19 protein-coding genes are annotated in these 21,282 nt (G+C 35.9%); 17 read left to right on the forward strand and 2 right to left on the reverse strand.

Features of this window, described 5'->3' with window-relative positions:
- Both JSS34_03400 and JSS34_03405 read left to right on the forward strand, forming a co-directional pair.
- The coding region (locus JSS34_03400; GenBank protein ID MBS0185383.1) for a hypothetical protein at nt 1-170 on the forward strand (170 nt) is incomplete at its 5' end.
- A 90-nt stretch (nt 171-260) separates the two neighbouring features.
- The gene (locus JSS34_03405) at nt 261-770 is read left to right on the forward strand and encodes a PD-(D/E)XK nuclease domain-containing protein (protein ID MBS0185384.1); all 510 of its coding nucleotides are present in this window, start codon (nt 261-263) and stop codon (nt 768-770) included.
- Nucleotides 771-803: 33 nt separating this feature from the next.
- Here JSS34_03405 and JSS34_03410 read toward each other — a convergent pair whose 3' ends face one another.
- Nucleotides 804-1,079 (reverse strand): type II toxin-antitoxin system YafQ family toxin, encoded by a 276-nt coding sequence (locus JSS34_03410; protein MBS0185385.1) that lies wholly within the window; start codon nt 1,077-1,079, stop codon nt 804-806.
- On the reverse strand, nt 1,072-1,332 hold the full coding sequence (locus JSS34_03415) for a type II toxin-antitoxin system RelB/DinJ family antitoxin (GenBank protein MBS0185386.1): 261 nt from the start codon (nt 1,330-1,332) through the stop codon (nt 1,072-1,074). Before JSS34_03415 ends, JSS34_03410 begins: the two co-directional genes overlap by 8 nt.
- 338 nt (nt 1,333-1,670) lie before the next feature.
- Between JSS34_03415 and murD the strand changes: the two genes are divergently transcribed.
- From murD to JSS34_03490, 15 genes are all read left to right on the forward strand, one after another.
- The gene (gene murD, locus JSS34_03420) at nt 1,671-3,068 is read left to right on the forward strand and encodes a UDP-N-acetylmuramoyl-L-alanine--D-glutamate ligase (protein MBS0185387.1); all 1,398 of its coding nucleotides are present in this window, start codon (nt 1,671-1,673) and stop codon (nt 3,066-3,068) included.
- 158 nt (nt 3,069-3,226) lie between these two features.
- Entirely contained in the window at nt 3,227-4,369 is a 1,143-nt protein-coding gene (ftsW, locus tag JSS34_03425) for a putative lipid II flippase FtsW (GenBank protein MBS0185388.1), read from the forward strand.
- Nucleotides 4,366-5,514: a UDP-N-acetylglucosamine--N-acetylmuramyl-(pentapeptide) pyrophosphoryl-undecaprenol N-acetylglucosamine transferase gene (locus tag JSS34_03430; GenBank protein ID MBS0185389.1), complete on the forward strand. Its 1,149-nt coding sequence runs from the start codon at nt 4,366-4,368 to the stop codon at nt 5,512-5,514. Before ftsW ends, JSS34_03430 begins: the two co-directional genes overlap by 4 nt.
- Before the next feature lie 44 nt (nt 5,515-5,558).
- Nucleotides 5,559-6,968 (forward strand): UDP-N-acetylmuramate--L-alanine ligase, encoded by a 1,410-nt coding sequence (locus tag JSS34_03435; protein ID MBS0185390.1) that lies wholly within the window; start codon nt 5,559-5,561, stop codon nt 6,966-6,968.
- 26 nt (nt 6,969-6,994) lie between these two features.
- Complete coding sequence (gene murB / locus JSS34_03440; protein ID MBS0185391.1) at nt 6,995-7,906, forward strand: UDP-N-acetylmuramate dehydrogenase; 912 nt, start codon at nt 6,995-6,997, stop codon at nt 7,904-7,906.
- Between the two features lie 85 nt (nt 7,907-7,991).
- The gene (locus JSS34_03445; protein MBS0185392.1) at nt 7,992-8,915 is read left to right on the forward strand and encodes a cell division protein FtsQ/DivIB; all 924 of its coding nucleotides are present in this window, start codon (nt 7,992-7,994) and stop codon (nt 8,913-8,915) included.
- A 59-nt stretch (nt 8,916-8,974) separates the two neighbouring features.
- Nucleotides 8,975-10,219 (forward strand): cell division protein FtsA, encoded by a 1,245-nt coding sequence (ftsA, locus tag JSS34_03450; GenBank protein ID MBS0185393.1) that lies wholly within the window; start codon nt 8,975-8,977, stop codon nt 10,217-10,219.
- Nucleotides 10,220-10,329: 110 nt separating this feature from the next.
- Nucleotides 10,330-11,841, forward strand: a complete 1,512-nt coding sequence (gene ftsZ, locus JSS34_03455; GenBank protein ID MBS0185394.1) for a cell division protein FtsZ — start codon at nt 10,330-10,332, stop codon at nt 11,839-11,841.
- 187 nt (nt 11,842-12,028) lie between these two features.
- The gene (locus JSS34_03460) at nt 12,029-13,357 is read left to right on the forward strand and encodes a glycosyltransferase (GenBank protein ID MBS0185395.1); all 1,329 of its coding nucleotides are present in this window, start codon (nt 12,029-12,031) and stop codon (nt 13,355-13,357) included.
- A 119-nt stretch (nt 13,358-13,476) separates the two neighbouring features.
- Nucleotides 13,477-15,207: a hypothetical protein gene (locus JSS34_03465; protein ID MBS0185396.1), complete on the forward strand. Its 1,731-nt coding sequence runs from the start codon at nt 13,477-13,479 to the stop codon at nt 15,205-15,207.
- A 143-nt stretch (nt 15,208-15,350) separates the two neighbouring features.
- On the forward strand, nt 15,351-17,081 hold the full coding sequence (locus tag JSS34_03470) for a hypothetical protein (protein MBS0185397.1): 1,731 nt from the start codon (nt 15,351-15,353) through the stop codon (nt 17,079-17,081).
- Nucleotide 17,082: 1 nt separating this feature from the next.
- Nucleotides 17,083-18,126: a GDP-mannose 4,6-dehydratase gene (gene gmd / locus JSS34_03475; GenBank protein ID MBS0185398.1), complete on the forward strand. Its 1,044-nt coding sequence runs from the start codon at nt 17,083-17,085 to the stop codon at nt 18,124-18,126.
- Nucleotides 18,123-19,064 carry a GDP-L-fucose synthase gene (locus tag JSS34_03480; GenBank protein MBS0185399.1) on the forward strand — a complete coding sequence of 314 codons (942 nt, stop codon included), beginning with the start codon at nt 18,123-18,125 and terminating at the stop codon, nt 19,062-19,064. The genes gmd and JSS34_03480 overlap by 4 nt, the downstream gene beginning before the upstream one ends.
- Nucleotides 19,061-20,491: a mannose-1-phosphate guanylyltransferase/mannose-6-phosphate isomerase gene (locus JSS34_03485; protein MBS0185400.1), complete on the forward strand. Its 1,431-nt coding sequence runs from the start codon at nt 19,061-19,063 to the stop codon at nt 20,489-20,491. Before JSS34_03480 ends, JSS34_03485 begins: the two co-directional genes overlap by 4 nt.
- An 8-nt stretch (nt 20,492-20,499) precedes the next feature.
- The gene (locus JSS34_03490; protein MBS0185401.1) at nt 20,500-21,231 is read left to right on the forward strand and encodes a class I SAM-dependent methyltransferase; all 732 of its coding nucleotides are present in this window, start codon (nt 20,500-20,502) and stop codon (nt 21,229-21,231) included.
- Nucleotides 21,232-21,282: the final 51 nt, after the last annotated feature.

Genomic DNA, 21,282 nt, shown 5'->3' on the forward strand with positions numbered 1-21,282 from the left:
CAAGCACGGCACTTATTGAACAAGCGCTCATTCTTGATAAATTTCAAACAGAAATTCAAACTCTTATTGAAGGAGGAACCATTGAAATCATTGCGGGTCCACAAATGGTATTTTCTGATATCAAGTCTTCTCCGAATGCTCTTTATAATCTCTTGTTTTTTTCAGGGTAGCTAACTGCTGAAAAAGCAAAACTCGCTATGGATGGAATTACATATCTCTGCCATGTCAAAATTCCCAACTATGAAGTTCGAGGAGTTTTTATGACCTCCACTCTTCAGTGGATTGAAGCTAAATTTAAAACCAATCCGCAAGAATATAAAGTTTTTGTAATGCATCTTTTAAAAGGAGATGTTGCCAAATTTATTGAAAAGCTTAAATCTTATCTTGACGCTTCAGCCAGTTATTTTGATTCAGCTTCAAAACAAGCGGAACTTCTTTATAATGGATTTATGTGGGGTCTTTTTGCAAGCAGCGTAAATGAAGATTATTTTGTTGAAAAAGAACGTGAAACAGGTGAAAGGAGGGCTGATCTTCTCATTATTCCAAAAGAAACAGCGCCTTATCCTTATGCTTTTATTTTAGAATATAAAATTGCAACCAAGTCGGAAGATTTAAAGAAGGTTGCACAGGCTGCTCTTCATCCAATTGAAACAAAAAAATATGATTCTAAAATTAAAATGTATAAGCATGTTGAAAAAATTATCCATCTGGGTCTTGCCTTCTCAGAAAAGAATGTGGAGGCCGCTTATCAAATAAATTTAAAAGTTTAAGATTTTTATAATTTTTGAAAAAGAAAATCAGATTTAAACAAACAAATCACTATGACTTCCAGTGCGAATTAAATGAAGAGATTCTTTCGTTTCCTCATAAATTAAAAGCCAATCGGGCTTGATATGACACTCTTTATAGCCATGCCATTTCCCAAAGAGAGGATGGTTTTTGTGTTTTGAGTCAAGGGGATGGTTTTCTTGCAGCAATATTAAAATTTCCATGAGATCTTCCAAACGGTAGCGCCTTGATCTTATGATCTTTTTAAGATCATCTTTAAAGTGGGATGTTTGAAAGATTTCTTTAGCCATTTTTCCAAGAAGCGTGGATGTTTTCAAGGGTTGTCGGTTCAAGTTCCTTTTCCTTATGCGCCTGAAGGGCTTTGATTGTCTCAAAATTAGGCGCTTTGATGGGAAAAGGTATTTTTTGCTCTGCGACAATTTGATAAAAAAATAAGCGAATGGCATCACTCACAGAGAGTCCCATGGTGTCTAAGATTTTCTGTGCTTCTATTTTAACTTTATGATCAATTCTTGCGCGTATGATATCATCATGTAAAGTAATTTTGTAATCCTATTGTAGCTACATTTAATAATAAGGCTACTTTTTTGTAAAAGCAATACAAAAAAGTAGGAATTTTTGTTTCATTATTTTTTTTAATCTCAGATGCTAATGCACCTTTTAGATTACGAATAAAGAAACTTAAAGGGCGGGTCTCACACTCATTTGATTGACTGAAAAATGTTATGGTCTCAGAAAACAGGAGCGTAAAAGTAAAAAATAAATTACAATTTTTGTAACTTTTCAGATGTCATTTTTAGAGAAAAAGGAATTTAATGCCAAATATTGTGCTTTTAAAAGATTTCGTGTAGGACAAAAGAGGATAATTTTGGAGCAGTTACATGGAAAAAAGCCCTTTTTATTTAATTTTAGGCCTAGGACGAACGGGGATTTCAACGGCACGATTTTTAGCCTCTCAAGATATCCCTTTTTATGTGTGGGATGATAATCCGCAGCAACGCATACATGCAGAAAGTCAAAAACTTCTTCTTAAAGATCCCTTGGGTTCTGATTTTCCATGGAAAAAAATAACAGGAATTATTTTAAGTCCTGGCATTCCGCATCATTATCCAATCCCTCATCCTGTTCTTCAAGCCGCGAAAAAATGGGCAAATGATCAAGAACAACCTCTTGAGATTATAAGCGATCTTGAGCTCTACATTCGAATGAATCCGACGCATCAATATATTGCAGTCACAGGAACCAATGGGAAGTCCACAACGACAGCTCTCTTGGGACATCTTTTGACATACGCTCAAATTCCAACAGCCATTGGGGCAAACTTTGGAATTCCAGTCTTTGATCTTCCAGATTTTGGGGAGGAAGGCATTTATGTTTTTGAGGTGTCTTCATATCAGCTTGAAACAACACCTTCGCTTGCACCTCTTATTTCCATTCTTTTAAATATAACACCGGATCATTTAGAGAGGCATGGGGGCTGGGAGGGATATAAAGCCGCTAAGGAAAAAGTTTTTACTTCTCAAAGTAAAACATTTCCGATTGCTGTTATTGGCGTTGATACGGATGCAACAGAGGAAATATTTCAAAAGCTAAAAAAGAAAAATCATCCAAAAATTATATCTGTTTCAATGCGGGAAAATGAGGGAGATATCTTTAAAAGAGAAGATGGACTTTGGATAAAAGAAGAGAAAGAGGAAAGATTTATTTTTAATTTAAAAGATCTTTTGACTTTGAAAGGTGTTCATAATGCCCAGAATGTTGCTGTTGCTTTTGCCACAATGAAAAGTTTGGGCATTGATGAGAAAATTATTATTGAGGGGCTTAAAACATTTCCCGGACTTGTTCATCGTCAAGAAGTCATTGGAAAATTTTTTGGGATTACTTTTATTAATGATAGTAAAGCGACGAATGTTGAAGCAACTGCAAAAGCTCTCGAGGTTTATGATAATATATATTGGATCTTGGGAGGACAAGCTAAAGGAGATGATCTCTTAGATTTAAAAAAATATTTCCCAAAAATTAAGCGTGTCTTTTTGATTGGGGAGGCTCAAGATGCTTTCGCAAAAAAACTAGAAGGGTATGTGGAATTTGAAAAATGTAATACCCTTGAGGTTGCGACATTAAAAGCATTTAATTGGGCAAAGCAAGATATGAAGGAAAATGGTATAGAGTTTCCACATGTGCTTTTATCTCCGGCCTGTGCTTCGTGGGATCAATTTAAAAGTTTTGAAGAGCGTGGGGAAAAATTTAAAGAGTATGTTCAAAAACTCAATTTATGAAAAAGGCTTAAAAGAGAAGGTTTTTAAGAACTTTTTGCTCAGGAAAGTTTGATTGCAATAAACTTAACTCTGTTTTTTGTTATGAGGCTTCTATTTTAAGCTTACTTGACGTATTATTTTTTTGAAAATGTTTTTTGACTTTAATTATAGAGAAATTTATGGCGTCTTCTTTTTTTTCCCGAACGGATACAAGTCTCATTGGTCGCTGGTGGTGGGCCGTCGATCGTTGGATGCTCCTTGGTTTATGTCTTCTTATGGGAATTGGTTGCATATTAAGTTTTTCTGGAACTCCTTTTATTGCTAAAAAACTTGGACTCAGTTCTTTTTACATGGTTGAAAAGCAATTGCTTCTTTTTATTCCAAGCTTTTTTTTGATGGTTGGGGTTTCCATGTTGCCCTTTTCTTTTGTTAAAAAACTCTCTTTTTGGATTTTTGGGATCAGTCTATTTTTTTTGATTTTAACGCCTTTTTGGGGCATTGAGATTAAAGGAGCCCGGAGGTGGATTAACATTTTGGGTTTTTCTCTTCAGCCTTCGGAATTTATTAAACCCACTTTTTCCATCGTTTCGGCTTGGATTTTAAATTATGCTGATTCAGACACAAAAAAGCTGTCTTTTCTAGAATTCTCTCCACGCCTTTTTTCCTTTGCTCTTTATGTTGTGATTGTTTTTTTCCTTCTCCTTGAGCCGGACCTCGGAATGACTTTTGTTGTTTCATGTGCTTGGGGTGTGCAGATTTTCTTAGCAGGGCTTTCTTTTTTATGGGTTTTTCTGATTGCTCTTCTTGCAACGTGCGGTCTCTTTTTAGCCTATTTTCTTTTTCCCCATGTTTCTCATCGTATTGACCGGTTTTTAGATCCAGAAGCAGGAGATCGATATCAAATTAATCATTCTCTAGAGGCATTTATGAATGGAGGATTTTTTGGATTGGGTCCGGGCGAAGGTGTTATTAAGAAACATTTACCAGATGCGCATTCAGATTTTATTTTTGCGGTTGCGGGAGAAGAATTTGGATTGTTATTTTGCCTTTTGATTGTCGGGATTTATGCCTTTATTATTTTTAGAAGTTTTTCAGATACATTGAAAAGTTCTAATTATTTTATTTTTCTTAGTATTTGTGGATTAAGTACACAGTTTGGGATTCAAGCCCTTGTTAATATGGCGTCTTCTCTTCATTTAATCCCAACAAAAGGAATGACACTTCCCTTTTTAAGTTATGGGGGGTCCTCTCTCTTAGCTCTTTCTTTAGGAATGGGAATTTTACTTAATTTTACCCGGAAAAGGTTAGGATATAGTGAATGACATTCAAAAGGGGAAAAAAAGAGAAAAGGCAAGAAGAGGTTGTTCTTTTGGCAGGAGGAACAGGGGGGCATGTTTTTCCAGCCCAATTGCTTGCAGAAGCTTTTGAAGAACGTGGTATAAAAATCTTATTTATTACGGATCAACGCGGCAGCGTCTATGTAAAAAAGAATGCTTCTTTTAAATGTCATGTTTTAGATATGGCGTCGGGGTCCTTTCTGAAGCGTCTTTGGGGCATTTTAAGAAATGTTGGAGGTCTTTTAAAGTTACTGAAGCAGGTAAAGCCTAAAGTTGTGTTAGGGTTTGGAGGATATCCTTCCGCATCTGGAGCGATTGCCGCACTCCTTTTGAGGATTCCTTTGTGTCTTCATGAACAAAATGCTGTTTTGGGGCGTGTCAATAGAGTCTTATTTCCTTTTTCTAAGATGCTTTTTCTCACATTTTCAAAAACGCAAAAAATTCCAAAACTTATAACACGTATTTTTTTCCTTAAAAAAAAATGGATTGGCCCCCTTGTGCGTCCTGAAATTGAAGCAATTGGACAAACAGTACCTTATCTTGCTTCACCACCAACGGTCTTGAATAAGTTTCAAGTGCTTGTCTTAGGTGGGAGTCAAGGATCGATCCGTCTTACGGAAGAAATTTTAAAAGCATTGAAACAGATTCCCTCTGAGATCAGAGCCAAATTATTTATAACTTTTCAAGCTCCTGAAAGCCAAAAAAGCATGGTACAAGAAGAGCTTCATAGGTTAGGGATCTCACATGACGTAGCTTCTTTCTTTTCAGATGTAGAGAAACGCATCGCAAAGACGCATCTTGTTATTGCAAGAGCAGGATCTTCAACGATAGGAGAAAGCTTAGCGACGATGCGACCTGCTCTTTTTATTCCTCTTCCATCTGCAATGGATGACCATCAAACTAAAAATGCGTCCTTTATTGTTTCTGGAAAAGGGGGATGGATGATAACTCAAAATAATTTATTAGAAAAAAATATCATTCATTTTCTCACCTATCTTATTAAGAATCCACAAGAACTTCAACATGCCTCATTAAATCTTTCAAAGATGTATTCAAGAGGAGCTCTTGAAAAAATAATGGGGAGTGTTGACGTTTTCCTCAAAGAGCGGCATAAAGAAACAGATTTTTGACATAATGTGGGCGTTCTCTTTTTTTGTGATTTAAGGATGATTCGATGAAAATTTCTCCTCTTTCTTTAGGTGTTATCCATTTCGTGGGTATTGGAGGTATTGGTATGAGCGGGATTGCAGAAATCCTTCATGGATTAGGACAAAAAGTCCAGGGAAGTGATATTGCTGTGAACCCAAATGTTCAACGTTTGAAAGAAAAAGGAATTCCTATTTTTATAGGGCATAAGGCAGAGAATATTGAAAAAGCAAATTTATTGGTCGTATCTTCAGCTATTATAGGTGAAAATCCAGAAATAAAAGAAGCCGAGCGACGTGGAATCGCAATTATACATCGGTCGGAAATGCTTGCTCAATTAGCGCGTTTGAAGTTTTCAGCTATTGTGTCTGGCAGCCATGGAAAGACAACAACCACATCCTTAATTGCTTCTATTTTTGATGCGGCCAGTCTTAATCCAACAGTCATTAATGGCGGAATCATTACAGCCTATGGTACAAATGCCCGTCTTGGGAACGGTGATTGGATGGTTATTGAATCGGATGAGTCTGATGGGAGCTTTGTAGATCTTTCTCCAACGGTTGCTGTTGTTACAAATATAGATCCTGAGCATTTAGAGCATTATGGATCTTTTGAAGCTTTGAAGGAGGCTTTTCAAAATTTTATTGAAAAAATTCCTTTTTATGGGTTTGGCGTTTTATGCATTGATCACCCTGTAGTGGAAGAAATGATTTCAAAAATTTCTAATAAAACACTTTTAACGTATGGGTTTTCAGAAAAAGCGCATGTGCGCGCCATTAATATCCTGCGTGAAAAAGATAAAACAACTTTTGATGTTGAGATTAGATTTCCACAAGAAGCTCTTGTTGTATGGAAAGGAATTCAAGTATCTTTAATGGGGGATCATAATATACAAAACGTTCTTGCTGCCTTAACCGTTGCGCGCAAGCTTGAAATCCCTCGTGAACTTATTAAAGAAGCCTTTATGTCATTTAAGGGCGTTAAGCGCCGCTTCACAAAGGTTAGCGATATTTTAGGTGTTACAATTTATGATGATTATGCACATCATCCTGTTGAAATCTCTGCAACGCTAAAAGCGGCTCTAGGGATGACAGAAGGCCGTGTTATTTCTGTTTTACAACCCCATCGATATAGCCGTGTTTCCCGCTTAATGGAAGACTTTGCAAAATGTTTAAAAGAGTCAAGTCAAGTCTATATCGTTCCTATTTATAGTGCGGGAGAGTCTCCTATTGAAGGAATAGATCATACTGTGCTCTCTTTAAAAATGAAAGAATATGGGATTCCGGTCAAAAGTTTATCTGGAAAGGATGAACTCTTTTTAGAATTAACTTCTTTTCTAAAAGAAGGGGATATTGTTCTTTTTATGGGCGCTGGAACGATTAGCCAGTGGGCTTATTCTTTTCCGGAATTTCATTCAAAATTCAGGGGAGGATTATAAAGGTAAAAATGTGTTCAAGCTTAAACATGTCTTCCCTTTCTTTAAAAGATCTTCCCAAAGTTCGTGGCCGGTATCTTGAAAATGTTCCTTTGGCAAAATATACATGGTTTAAGGTTGGTGGAAACGCTGAAATTCTTTTTAAGCCGGCAGATTTAAGTGATCTTCAAAATTTTTTAAAACAAAAAAACCCAAAAATACCTGTGACTCTTCTAGGAATGGGGTCAAATGTTCTTATAAGATCTTCAGGAATTTCAGGAGTCGTTATTAAACTTGGCGGGGGCTTTTCAAAGATAAGCCTTAAGAATGACGTAATTCTTGATGTTGAAGCAGGTGTGTTAGATCGAAATATTGCATTAACAGCTGCAGAATATGGGTTAAGCGGTCTTGAATTTTTATCAGGGATTCCAGGTACTTTAGGAGGGGCCCTTCGTATGAATGCAGGCGCGTATGGATCTGAAATAAAAGATATTCTTGAAAAGGCTCTTGTTCTAGATCCCATGGGAAATTTACATCATTTGAATGTTGACGATTTAAAAATGTCATATCGATCTTGTGGTCTTTCAGAAGATTGGATTTTTGTGGGAGCTTTGCTTAGAGGGGTTAAAGGCGATGCCTCCCTTATTAAAAAAAACATTTTAGAGATTATGACGCGGCGTGAAGAAACGCAACCCATTCGGGCTCGAACGGGGGGCAGTACATTTGCAAATCCTGAGGGCTTCAAAGCTTGGGAGCTTATAGATGCTGCCGGTTGTAGAGGGTTAAAGCGTGGGGGAGCACAGGTGTCAGAAAAGCATTGTAATTTTTTAATTAATACAGGAGATGCCACTGCTGAAGATCTTGAAAATTTAGCATTAGAGGTGCAAAATCGTGTTTTAAAGTCGTCTGGTATTTTGCTGAAATGGGAGATACGTTGTTTGGGAAATCCTCTCAAAGTTTAAGGTCAATAAAGGAAATTTTATTTTCTCTAAGGAAAATTAAAGGAAAAGAAAATTCTTTTTCTTTTTAAAATAGGAAATTAGTCTTATGCGGCGTATGATAGAAGCACAAAAAATTAGAGAAAAAAGAAATATACGAAAAAAATCTCGTTTGAAAGAAATAAACTTTAAATTCTTAATAATCACAGCGCTTTTTTCTCTTGGAGTAATTTTCTATTTTGTTATTTGGATGTCAGGCCTTTGGGATCTTGGAATAAAGACTCTGGGGGTATCTTATGAAAAACTAACGCTTAATATGGGATTTACGGTTGATGATATTTTATTAGAAGGTCGGCAACGCGTTCAAAAGAAGGAAATTTCAAAAGCACTTAATATAAAATTAGGAGAATCAATTTTAAAATTTGATCCCTGGGTTGCTAAAGCAGAACTTGAAAAACTTCCTTGGATTCGATCCTCCCTCGTTGAAAGACGTTTGCCAAATTTAATTTATGTAAGACTTTCTGAACGGCACCCAATCGCAAGATGGCGCCATGGTTCGCATATTGATTTGATTGATGATCAAGGAGCGATCATTAACTTAAGTCAGAAAATGCCCTCCAATCAAGGTGTTCCTCTTGTTCCGCAAGAATTTAAAAGCTTGCCTCTTTTTATTGGAGAAAACGCACAAGAAAAGGCCTCAGATTTTTTAAAAGTGCTCTCTTCGTTTCCGCTTGTTTTAAACCGTGTTACAGCATCAAGTTTAGTAGGAGGACGCAGATGGAATATCTATATAGATAAAACAATTGAGGTCAGACTCCCTGAATTAAAGATAAAAGAAGCACTTGATGTATTAACGCAATTTGAAAAGCAGGACCTTTTGTTCGCGCGTGACATTAAAATGATTGATCTAAGATTTCTTCCTAAAATTATCATAAGACCTCAAAAAGAAATTCTTCCGCAAAAACAACGAGAAACAAATGAAGCCTCTAGTATAAAAAGTTCAAATATGCCAGGAAAAATGAGAGATGCTTGAATTTAAAAACTGTCTAGAAAGTAAATATTAATTTAATTAAAATGAAAAGTTAATTTTAAATGATTTCGAAAAATGGTCTTATTGCAGCACTTGATATTGGAAGCACAAAAGTTTGTGCTGCAATTGCACGTGTTGAAAGTGATCAAAACTTGCGTCTTTTGGGAATTGGACAACAAATTTCTAAGGGGTTAAAATCAGGCGCAATTGTAGATATGGAAGCTTTAGAAATATCTATTTTAAATGCTGTTCATTCTGCAGAAGAGATGGCTTCGGAGACAATTCAAAACATTGTCGTTGGATGTTCAAGTGGCGTGATATCAGAGATTGGGGATGTTGATGTTGTGCTGTCGGGTCGTGAAATTTTGGAAGAGGATTTAAAGAATCTTTTTTCTTTAGCCCAAAATAATCTAAAAATGAATCAATCCCGCAGAATCTATCCTTTGGAATTAATCCATGCCTTTCCAATAGGATATACTGTAGACGGAAATCGTTTTATACGTGATCCACGTGGAATGTTTGCAGAACGTTTAGGGGTAAGTTTGCATGTTGTAACATTGCCTTCTACAATTTTTAAAAACTTGGTTCAAGGCGTTGGAAGATGTCATTTAGAGCTTTCTCAAATTGTAAGTTCTGCTTATGCTTCTGCTTTGTCAACATTGGTTGAAGATGAAATGGATTTAGGCGTTGTTCTTGTCAATATGGGAGGTGGAACGACAACCTATTCCGTTTTTTCTGATGGTCATTGCGTTGCTTTAGGAATGATTCCTTTAGGGGGGAGTCATATCACAAGTGATATTGCTCAAGGATTGTCAACGCCATTTTCTCATGCAGAACGCTTAAAAACGCTTTATGGAAGCGCCCTGGAGTCTGCCAGCGATGAAAATGAAACAATTTTAGTTCCTCAAATTGGAGATGATCACGCAATGCCAGGGATGCAAGTTACCAAAGCATCTTTAAATCAAATTATTTGTCCACGTGTAGAAGAGATTTTTGAGATTTTAAAAAATAAAATTGATGCACTTTCCTCTTATAAAGGAGCAACGAGACGGGTTGTATTGACAGGAGGAGCAAGTCAAATGTTTGGACTTAAAGAAGTTGCTTCTACGATTTTGGGAAGAGGGGTACGTCTTGGTAAACCTTTACATATTCGTGGTTTGACAGAAGGATTTAGTAACCCTTCTTTTTCAACTGTATTAGGACTTTTAAATTTTTGTGCTGAAGGATATAAACAAAACTTGTTTATTGATATGAAAATATCATCTTTTAAACATAATTTTTTCTCTTTTTTTAGAAAATTGATTTAATAGTTGTAAAAGCTTCTTTTTTTTTAATAGATTTTATTCGATCTTTTTTAAGAGGCAGTATATAGTATTATTGCAATAAGTTTTTAATTTTAACATACGGAGTTTCACGGATGAACCCTTCACAGTCCTCTTTAAAGATTCTTGGGGCAAAACATGCATCTTTTTCAGATTTAAAACCACGTATAACTGTGGTGGGTGTTGGTGGTGCTGGTGGAAATGCAGTAAATAACATGATTCGCTCAAAGCTTGAAGGGGTTGATTTCATTGTCACCAATACAGATGCACAAGCGCTTTCTCAATCTTTATCAGAAAAAAGAATCCAGCTTGGATTAGGCGCGACGCGCGGTCTTGGAGCTGGATCTCGACCTGATGTTGGACGCGTTGCTGCTGAAGAGGCTCTTGAAGATGTTGTCGAGACAATCAAAGGTTCTCATATGCTTTTTATTACAGCAGGTATGGGAGGTGGAACAGGAACAGGTGCTGCTCCTGTTCTTGCAAGAGCGGCCCGTGATCTTGGAATTCTCACAGTTGGTGTTGTAACGAAGCCATTTCACTTTGAAGGTGCACAACGTATGCGCTCAGCTGAAAAAGGTCTTGAAGACCTTCAACAATTTGTGGATACGCTCATTGTTATTCCGAACCAAAATTTATTTCGTATTGCAAATGAAAAAACAACTTTCTCAGACGCATTTAAACTTGCAGATGATGTTCTTTATTCTGGAGTTCGAGGGGTTACAGATCTTATGATTATGCCGGGGCTGATTAACTTAGACTTCGCAGATGTTCGTTCTGTTATGAGTGAAATGGGGAAAGCCATGATGGGAACCGGCGAGGCAAAAGGAGAAAGACGTGCGATTGAAGCCGCTGAAGCTGCAATTTCAAATCCCCTCTTGGATGATGTATCCATGCAAGGAGCTCGTGGTGTTCTTATCAATATTACGGGTGGTTTTGACATGACTTTATTTGAAGTTGATGAAGCTGCAAACCGAATTCGAGAAGAGGTCGATACAGATGCTCAAATTATTTTTGGATCGACATTTGATGAGAAAATGGAAGGGATTATGAGAGTTTCCGTTGTTGCAACGGGCATAGATGTTCAAGCTTTAAATTTATATGGTCACAAAGCACCACAAATGAATCATGACCTTATCGTAGAAAAAGAAAATAATTCTTCGCAAGTTTCGATGGGAAGTTCGTCTGTTTTAGCTGGCATGGATTCGCTTCCAACTTTTGAAAACCTCGAGATGTCTGACATTTCTGAAATGTCCTTGACCCCAGAAATTTCTGAAGAAAAAGAAGAAATAGTACCTTCTCAAAAAGAGACATCTGTTGCTGATATTTCTCCGAACGCATCTTCTTATTCAACGTGGGATTTGGGATCTAAAACGCAAAAAGAAGAGCGCAAGCCTGGTTTTTTTGAGAGGTTAATGGGTTTTAAGGTCTCCCGACTTGATTCAACTGAAAACGCAGATCGCAAATCTGGATCCACAGGCACGCCTGAAAGAACACAAAATCGTGGAAATTCTGAATTTATTGTTCAAGGGAGTCTTCCTGGCATTGAAGAGGAAGTTTCTGAAGAAGATCTTCAAATTCCTGCCTTTTTAAGGCGTGGAAATCCTTAAGAAATTTTTTAAAGAAAATTTAGAGAAGGAATTTGATTTAAAAGGGGAAATCTTATAAAGTTCTCTTTTAATTCATTTATGAAGAGGATTCCCCTTGACGCGTACGCAGAAGCTTATCACCTGTATTCAGAAAAATTTTGAACAATATACCAATAGAAAAAAAAATAATTTCTTCCATGCCCAAGATATGCACTTTCATCGTTTTCTTGTGCCAAAGGGATTAAAGATATTAGATCTTGGTGCGGGAAATGGTGATTTACTAGCTTCGCTTTCACCAGCTTTAGGCGTTGGTGTCGATTTAAGTCCAGACCTTGTTGCTTATGCCAAAAAAAAACATCCTTCCTTAACTTTTTTTGAAGCAGATGTTGAAGAAGGTCTTTCTTGTCTAAAAGATCAAATTTTCGATATCATCATCCTTTCTGATACAATTGGGTTTTTGAATGATATTCAAAATACATTAGAATCTCTTCAGAAGTTCTGCTCTTCAGAAACACGCATCATTATTAGTTATTATTCAAAATATTGGGAACCTATTTTGAAGTGTGCAGAGTTTTTAAAGCTTAAAAAACCGACAATTGAACAAAATTATTTGGTAACAGGGGATATAGAACATCTTTTAAATTTATCCGGTTTTGATGTTATTAAAAAAGAATACCGTCAACTTCTTCCGCAAAGATTTCTTGGGATTGGATCTTTCGTTAATAAATATATTGGAACAATTCCAGGCATACGTCGTTTATGTGTGAGAACGTACATTATTGCACGATTAAAACCAAAGCCACAAAAGCAAATTTCTTTACCTTCTGTGAGTGTTGTTATTCCTTGTCGTAATGAGTTGGGAAATATAGAACCTGCTCTTTTAAGACTCCCAAAATTTGCTCGTGCCATGGAAATTATATTTATTGAGGGGCATTCGAAAGATAAAACATGGGAAGAAATTCTTCGTGTGCAAGCCCAGTATAAAAATTGGACAATTAAAGCTTATCAACAAACTGGCAAAGGCAAAGGGGACGCCATGCGGCTTGGTTTTGAAAAAGCATCAGGGGATATTGTAATGATTTTAGACGGTGATTTAACAACACCACCTGAAGATATGCCTAAATTTTATAAAGCTTTGGTGTCGGGAGATGGAGAATTTGTCAACGGAACGCGCCTTATTTACCCTATGGAAAATCAAGCGATGCAATTTCTTAATTTTTTAGCCAATAAGACATTTTCTTGGATTTTTACCTATCTTCTGGCTCAACGTTTTACAGATACATTGTGTGGGACAAAGGTTTTATGGAAAAGGGATTATGAAAAAATTAGTCGCAATAGATCTTATTTTGGTAATTTTGATCCATTTGGAGATTTTGATTTAATTTTTGGGGCGAGTAAGCTTAATTTGAAAGTGATCGAAATCCCCATAAGGTACCGTGCACGTGATTATGGCAGTACACAGATTTCAAGATTTTCTCATGGATGGCTTCTTTTAAGGATGGTCCTTCTTGCCTATCGAAAATTTAAAGCCTTTTGATAGATTTTATGAAGACAAATTATTCAAACCTTTTTGAGTATTGTTTGATGGGTTATGGTGTAATAAAAAAAAATAAATTTTAAGATCTGATTAACCTAACTTTAAAGGGATTGAAAGAAGTGACCTTCCTAAAAAAAATACAAGATTTTTCCATAAAAGATCTTCTTTTCTTAATGGGGATATTCGCCCTTTTTTTTCTTCCCTTTTTATATGTTTGGGCGGGTTTTCCATTTTTTATAAATGAAGACATGAATTATGTCATGTTAGGAGGTGTTATTCCTTATTCTGATGCGGGGAGTTATTATGCTGGTGCAGAATTGTTTTTACGAACCGGAGAGATTGATTATTGGAATATGCGTCGGCCGTTAAATGCTCTTTTATTGGCAATACGTTTAAAAATTGTAGGGGGAGATTTTCAAGGGGCCCTCTTTATACAAGCTGCTCTGTGTGGGCTAAGCGGCGTTTTTTTCGTTCAAACCGTATCCCAAATTTTAGGAAGAAGAGTCGCTTTTATATCTATTCTCATTTGTTTTTTATGGGCCCAGACCTACATTCCAACAACGATGACTGAATCTTTAGGGTTATGTTTAGGGTTTCTGGCGATCACTCTTTTAATCCAAGGCACTTATTTAGAAAGCGCCTCCATTTTTGGAGTCGGAATATTCGTTTTAACAGTAGGTCTCAATACGCGTGCTGGGCCTTTTATTATTCTTCCTTTTTTTTTCTTATGGGTTCTTTTCTCTCCTCTTTTTAAGGCACAAAAAAAATGGGCTTTTTTTCTTATAGCAGGGATCATTTTAGGGTTTTTATACCCTAAAGCTCTTTTGCTTTTATATGGAACTTCTGAAGGCACAGGACAAATGCATGCAAATTTTGCCTCGACGCTCTATGGTCTTGCGCGAGGTGGACTTACATGGGTGTCAGGGTATGAAGCTTGTGAAAAGCTTGGCATAACGGTGGAAAGTGAGCAAGCCATATGGCTTTATCAAGAATCTTTGCGACTCATTCTCGAAAATCCCTTGAATTTAATAAAAGGACTTTTTTTAAACCTTTGTCGGTTTTTAAAGTTCTTTTTGAATATAAAATATGTATTTGGTTTTTTTTCTTATCCTATTGATTGGATTTTCGTAAGTGGCCTTCCTTTTGTGCTTTATTATTATTTTTTATGTGGAAAGTCTTTTATAAGACATTATCATTCTTTTCAAAAAATATCAGACATTATTCTGATTGGCGTTTTAGGAAGTTTTTTTTCAGCTGCCGTGACGTTTGATTCAGGAGGTATTCGGACTTTTGCTGTTACCATGCCCTTTATCGCTCTTGCTTTAGGAATGCCATTTGTAAGATTTTCTCAAAAGAATAGTGATCTTATAAAGAAACAGGCTTTCTTTTCTTTATTAAGCATCTTCTTGATCCTGGCAGCAGGTCTTATTCTGCCCAGTCTCATTGCTTCTAAGAATAAATCAAGCTTTTCTTCTCAAAGCAGGGTAAAAGAAATGTCTCATAACTTAGAAGATAGAGTCATTGAAGTTCGGCGCTTAAAAAGTTATCCCTTTTTATATGTGGAAGATAATCCCTCAAAAAAACATCGAAGACCAACGATTTCAGCTCAGAGACTTTCCGATCTTAAAAATTTAGAAACTTTCTTTTTGAGAGAAGATTTAGAACATCTCAAATCTCACGCTCCCTATACATTAGGCCTTGTTTTTGATGAGAAAACATATCAATCCTTTTTAATTGTAGGCCCCTTGGGCTGGGATAGAAAAGAGAATCAAATGGAAATACAAGAGCTTTCTATAAAACATAAAGAGGGTTTTAGTGAAGCTCTTTATTTTCTTAAAGAAAAGTTTTAAAAAAATCCTCTCTAAAAATTAATTTTTAATGCCTTAAAGACTAAGGTTTTGAAAATTAAAGCGATAAGGAGGAAAATTTCTTTCTATCCTAAAGCTTATAGGTCATATTCAATTCTTCAAGGATTTCTAAAGAAAGTAGAAAAATGAATTTTATAAGAAAAAAACTAATACTTTTTTCTCTAAAGGAAACCGTTGTTCAAGTTGGCGTTTTTGGTCTTTTTTTTCTACCACTCTTATATATATGGATGGGTGTTCCTTTTTTTATAAACAAGGATTTAGCTTATGTTGCTCTTGGTGGTGTTATTCCTTATTCTGATGCAACTGGATATTATACCGGTGCAGAACTATTTCTAAGAATTGGGGAGTTGAATTCATGGAATATACGCCGGCCTTTAAATGCTCTACTTTTTGCACTGCGTTTAAAAATTTCAGGGGAAAGTTTTCAAATGGCTCTCCTTATTCAAACAGCTCTCTGTGGGTTAGGAACGGTATTTTTTCTGCGGACAGTATCTAAGATCATAGGAATAAGAGGCGCTTTTATATCCATTTTTATTTGTTTTTTATGGGCTTTTAGCTATATTCCCACACTCCTTTCTGAGCCTTTAGGGTTTTTTCTTGGATTGCTTGCCATCACCCTTCTTATAGAAAGTATTTATTTAGAAAAAATATCCCTTTTTACTATAGGTGTCTTTGTCTTAACTGTTGGGCTTAACGCACGTGCGGGTCCTTTTCTTATTCTTCTTTTTTTGTTTTTATGGATGACATTTTCTCCTTTTTTTAAAAAAAGAAAAAATTGGCTGTTGGCACTTGGAGTAGGAATTATTTTAGGATTTCTTTATACGAAAGTACTTCTTTTGTTATATGCAGCATCAGATGCTGGGGGCCAGATGAATTCGAATTTTTCGTCTATTTTATATGGTCTTGCACGTGGAGGGTTGCCTTGGACGATAGAATATAAAGCTCTTGAAGGACTTGGATTAACAACTGAGAACGATCAAGCCATATGGCTTTATAAAGAGTCTCTTCGACTTATATTAGAAAATCCTTTTAATTTTATAAAAGCGCTTCTCTTAAATCTTGGGCACTTTTCAAAGTTCTTTTTAAATATAAAATATATAAAGGGATTTGCTGCATCTTCCTTTGATCAGATATCTTTTATTGGCCTTCCCTTCCTTCTTTATTATTATTTTCTTTCTTATAAATCATTTAGACGATCTTCTGAATATACTAAAAAACTAAACCAGCTTGCTCTTATGGGCGGTTTGGGATGTTTTTTTTCTGCTGCATTTACATTTGATTCTGCTGGAATTCGAACATTTGCTGTTGGCATCCCTTTTATTTCTCTGCTCTTAGCAATGCCTTTTTTTCAGTCTTCTGAAGTGTCCAAAAAAATTATATCAAATTCTTCTTGTATGTCTTCTTTTTCTCTTTTATTTTTGACTGCAAGTCTTATTTTACCATCCTTTCTTGTAAAGAAAGATCAAAATTTTCTCAATAAAGCCGCCTTTTCACAAAATATTCTTCACACATTAGATGAAAAAATAATTCAGGTATGTCATTTAGAAAATTATCCTTTTTTAAATATCGAAACAAAGCGATCTAGCATCGCGTACCCAAGCATTTCTCCTAAAAGATTTAAGAAAGTAACAAATAGAGATTTTCCTATAAGAAATGACTTACAAAACCTTGCTTTAGAGGCGCCTTGTAGTTTAGGGTTAATTTTTGATGAATTGGCCCATCAATTTTTTCTGATTGCTGGGCCCCTTGGGTGGTTTAATCTGGGAAAAGAAAAGGAAACTCAAACTCTTTTATTAAAACAAAAAAGAGGTTTTGATAACATTTATTTTGTTCAAAAGGTTTTTAAAGAGGATTAAAATGACTTCAAAAAAAGCATTTATCACAGGTATTACAGGCCAAGATGGTGCTTATTTGGCACGCTATCTTCTTGACAAAGGTTATCATATTCATGGCCTTCAAAGACGCTCTTCTCTTGATAACCGAGATCGCCTTTTAGAGCTTTGTGAGAATGAAAAAAATCTTCATCTTCATTATGGAGATATGACGGATTCTACAAATTTGATTCGGCTTTTAAATGAAATTCAGCCCCAAGAAATATACAATCTTGCGGCTCAGAGTCACGTGGCTGTGAGTTTTGAAACGCCAGAATATACGGCAAATGCAGATGCTTTAGGTCCTCTTAGGCTTTTAGAGGGTATTCGAATTTTAGGGTTAGAAAAAAAGGTGAGATTATATCAAGCTTCGACGTCAGAACTTTTTGGAAAAGTTCAAGAGATTCCCCAAAAAGAAACCACACCTTTTTATCCGCGTAGTCCTTATGCTGCTGCAAAATTGTATGCGTATTGGATTACGATTAATTATCGTGAAGCCTATGGAATTTATGCCTCAAATGGGATTTTATTTAATCATGAAAGTCCACTGCGGGGGGAAACTTTTGTAACGCGCAAAATTACAAAGGGTGTTGCAGAGATTGCTGTTGGAAAAGAACACGTTATTTCTCTTGGAAATTTAGATGCGCAAAGGGATTGGGGCCATGCAAAAGATTATGTACAATCCATGTGGCTTATTTTGCAACAAGATATCCCCGAAGATTATGTCATTTCAACGGGAAAAGTTTATTCTGTGCGCCAGTTTGTGGAGGAAGCTTTTAAACAAATCGGTATTACAGTGCTTTGGAAAGGAAAGGGACTTAAGGAAATTGGCGTTGATGTAAAAACAAATAAGAAATTAGTGGAGGTTAACCCACAATTTTTTAGACCAACCGAGGTGGATTTTTTAATGGGTGATTCGCAAAAAGCAAGAGATAAGCTGGGATGGGAACCTAAAGTGTCCTTTAATGAGCTCGTAAAAGAAATGGTTCAAGAGGATATTAAAATTCAAACGCTTATGCAGAACAAATGATTAATTTTCAGCTTGAGGGAAAAAAAATATGGGTTGCTGGTCATCGTGGGATGGTTGGCCAAGCCCTTTTGCGTCGGTTAGAAAAAGAAAAGAGTGAGATTTTAACAGTAGATCGAAAAACATTAGATCTTCGAGATGCAAAAGCCGTTCAAACCTGGATGAAAAAGAATTCTCCAGATATTATTCTTCTTGCGGCAGCGAAAGTAGGTGGGATTTTAGCAAACGCAACTTACCCCGCAGAATTTTTGTATGATAATCTTATGATTGCCAGTAATATTATTCATGCTTCTTCTTATTTAAATGTCTCTAAACTTTTGTTTTTGGGATCATCCTGTATCTATCCAAAATTTGCTTCTCAGCCTATTAAAGAGACAGAACTTCTTTCTGGGGCTCTTGAGCCGACAAATCAATGGTATGCTCTTGCCAAAATTGTTGGCGTTAAAATGATCGAAGCTTATGCTCTTCAATATGGAAAGTCTTTTATAAGTGTGATGCCTACGAATCTTTATGGGATTGGAGACACATATCATCTTTTGAATAGTCACGTTATTCCTGCTCTCATCATGAAAATTCATCAAGCAAAAGTAGAGAACAAAAAAGATGTTGAAATTTGGGGATCAGGAAATGTGCGTCGAGAATTTTTGTATGTGGATGATCTTGCGGACGCTTGTATTTTTTTATTAAAAGTCTATGATTCTCCTCAAACAATTAATATCGGCGTGGGAGAAGATTTATCGATTCGAGAGCTTGCTTTTTTAATTGGAAAAATTATTGGGTTTCAGGGAGATTTTATGTTTAATGCACAAAAGCCAGAAGGAACGCCTCAAAAGCTTTTAGATATCTCGCGTTTGCAAAATTTAGGATGGAGACCTCAAGTTTCTCTTAAAGCTGGTCTTGAAAGAGCTTATCAGGATTATTTAAAAAGGATTGAAAAATGATTTATCCCGTTATTCTTTCAGGAGGAGGAGGGACACGGTTATGGCCTTTGTCACGAACGAGTTTTCCCAAGCAACTTCTTTCTCCTTTAGGCGGACCTAGTTTATTGCAACAGACAGCTTTACGCGTAAAAAGTTCTCAATTTTCTAATCCAAGTGTCATATGCCATGAAAATTTAAGGTTTTTGGTACAAGAACAACTTAAGGATAAAGCAGTTTTTCCTGAAAAAATTGTTCTTGAGCCATATGCTCGAAACACAGCAGCAGCTATAGCAATTGGATGTTTTTTACAAGAAAATAAAGAAAACATTGTTCTTTTTATGCCTGCAGATCATGTCATTAAAAACCAAGATCTTTTTCAAGAAAAAATTTTATTGGCTCAAAAAATTGCTGAACAAGAAGATAAAATAATCTTATTTGGGATTCCACCTTATTTTCCATCAAGCGCATATGGCTATATTAAAACAGAAAAACCAAAGACTATAAGTTCTCCCCTGTTTTTAGAAATTGAAAGTTTTATTGAAAAACCTTCTTTAGAAAAGGCGCAAAATTTGATTAAGGAAGGGAATTGTTTTTGGAATAGCGGCATCTTTTTAAGCAGAGCGGACGTTATGCTTGCCGAGATAAAAAAATGGGCGCCGCTTGTCTATGAGGCCAGCAAAATGGCTTTTGAAAATTCTAAAAAAGACTTGGATTTTTTAAGGATTGATGCATCAAGTTTTGAAAAATCTCCTAATCTTTCAATTGACTATGCTGTTATGGAAAAAACAGATAAGTGTTTATTAATTGAAACAGATATGGGTTGGTCAGATGTTGGATCTTGGAAAAGTGTTTGGGATCTTTCTGCGAAAGATGATGTTGGAAATGCTTTTGTCGGAGATGTCCTCTCTCAAAAAGCCTCAAATTGTTATGTCCGAAGTGATGGTCTTCTCGTTTCGTTAGTGGGTGTTAACAACATTGCCGTTATTGCGAGCTCCGATAGCGTATTGGTTGCAGACTTAAATGCAACGGAGGACATTAAAGAAATTGCAATTCAATTAAAAGATCATAAAAGAGCAGAAGCTGATTATCACAAACGTGTGTATAGACCTTGGGGATATTATCAATCTGTTGATATGGGTGAAAAGTTTCAAGTCAAGCGTCTGATGATTAAGCCCAAATGTCGCACCTCTGTTCAAACCCACCAACATCGCTCTGAGCATTGGATTGTTGTCAGCGGAATTGCGCGTGTTTTAAAAGGAAAGCATACTGAAGATATCTATGAAAATGAATCTATTTACTTGCCTCAAGGTATTTTACATCGGGTTGAAAACCCTGGTGAAACAGAGCTTCATATTATTGAGGTTCAATCAGGAAATTATTTGGGAGAAGATGATATTGTGCGGTATGAAGATGATTATGGGCGCCATTCTGATACAGTGAAAGAATAGAAAAAAAGATGTCTCAAGAAATTTTAAAAGATCATCTTTTAAGATGGCAAGAAAAACCTGTTTTAAGAGAAATTTATAATGATTTTTATCGTCGTATTCTTGAAAACATGGTTTCGGGAAAAACACTTGAGATTGGTGCTGGAACTGGAAATTTAAAAGAATTTTTTGATTTCGTGATATCAACAGATATTATCTCTTCAGCTTGGGTTGATTGCGTCTGTGATGCGCAAATTTTTCCCTTTCAAGAAAAATCTTTTGATAATATTATTGGCGTTGATGTTTTGCACCATATAGAAAGGCCGCTTGATTTCTTTTATGAAGCTCAAAGAATATTAAAAAATTCTGGAAGAATTATTCTATTAGACCCAGCCATTACACCTTTAAGTTGGGCTTTTTATCATTTTTTACATGAAGAGCCCGTAATTCTTTCTGATAAGCCTTTAGAAGCAAAAACATCCTTTAAGGAGAGACTTCCTTTTGACGCGAATCAAGCGATTCCAACGCTTATTTTTGGGAAATATAGAAGAATGTTTGAAGCCCTTTTTCCGTCTTTAAAAGTTATAAAAAAAGAATATTTGAGCTTATGGTGTTATCCTTTATCGGGGGGGTTTAAGAAATGGTCACTTATTCCCTCGAAAGGAATAAACTCTTTTTTAAAATTTGAAAGAAAATTGGAACCTTTTCTTGGAAAGTTATTGGGATTTCGGTTAATGATTGTTCTTGAAAAAAAGGAGACTTAAATGGTTTCTTTTAAGTTCTTTAAGAAAAAATTTTTACAAAGGGACATTTTA

The sequence above is a fragment of the Pseudomonadota bacterium genome (genome assembly GCA_018242545.1).
Taxonomy (GTDB): Bacteria; Pseudomonadota; Alphaproteobacteria; order 16-39-46; family 16-39-46; genus 16-39-46.

Bases quoted from the DNA above. Each gene is read 5' to 3' on its own strand.
- JSS34_03430 (MBS0185389.1), top strand. From the start codon at position 4,366: ATGACATTCAAAAGGGGAAAAAAAGAGAAAAGGCAAGAAGAGGTTGTT.
- JSS34_03485 (MBS0185400.1), top strand. From the start codon at position 19,061: ATGATTTATCCCGTTATTCTTTCAGGAGGAGGAGGGACACGGTTATGG.
- ftsA (MBS0185393.1), top strand. From the start codon at position 8,975: ATGATTTCGAAAAATGGTCTTATTGCAGCACTTGATATTGGAAGCACA.
- JSS34_03445 (MBS0185392.1), top strand. From the start codon at position 7,992: ATGCGGCGTATGATAGAAGCACAAAAAATTAGAGAAAAAAGAAATATA.
- JSS34_03435 (MBS0185390.1), top strand. From the start codon at position 5,559: ATGAAAATTTCTCCTCTTTCTTTAGGTGTTATCCATTTCGTGGGTATT.
- JSS34_03480 (MBS0185399.1), top strand. From the start codon at position 18,123: ATGATTAATTTTCAGCTTGAGGGAAAAAAAATATGGGTTGCTGGTCAT.
- ftsW (MBS0185388.1), top strand. From the start codon at position 3,227: ATGGCGTCTTCTTTTTTTTCCCGAACGGATACAAGTCTCATTGGTCGC.
- JSS34_03490 (MBS0185401.1), top strand. From the start codon at position 20,500: ATGTCTCAAGAAATTTTAAAAGATCATCTTTTAAGATGGCAAGAAAAA.
- ftsZ (MBS0185394.1), top strand. From the start codon at position 10,330: ATGAACCCTTCACAGTCCTCTTTAAAGATTCTTGGGGCAAAACATGCA.
- murD (MBS0185387.1), top strand. From the start codon at position 1,671: ATGGAAAAAAGCCCTTTTTATTTAATTTTAGGCCTAGGACGAACGGGG.
- JSS34_03405 (MBS0185384.1), top strand. From the start codon at position 261: ATGACCTCCACTCTTCAGTGGATTGAAGCTAAATTTAAAACCAATCCG.
- gmd (MBS0185398.1), top strand. From the start codon at position 17,083: ATGACTTCAAAAAAAGCATTTATCACAGGTATTACAGGCCAAGATGGT.
- murB (MBS0185391.1), top strand. From the start codon at position 6,995: ATGTCTTCCCTTTCTTTAAAAGATCTTCCCAAAGTTCGTGGCCGGTAT.
- JSS34_03460 (MBS0185395.1), top strand. From the start codon at position 12,029: ATGCACTTTCATCGTTTTCTTGTGCCAAAGGGATTAAAGATATTAGAT.
- JSS34_03410 (MBS0185385.1), bottom strand. From the start codon at position 1,079: ATGGCTAAAGAAATCTTTCAAACATCCCACTTTAAAGATGATCTTAAA.
- JSS34_03470 (MBS0185397.1), top strand. From the start codon at position 15,351: ATGAATTTTATAAGAAAAAAACTAATACTTTTTTCTCTAAAGGAAACC.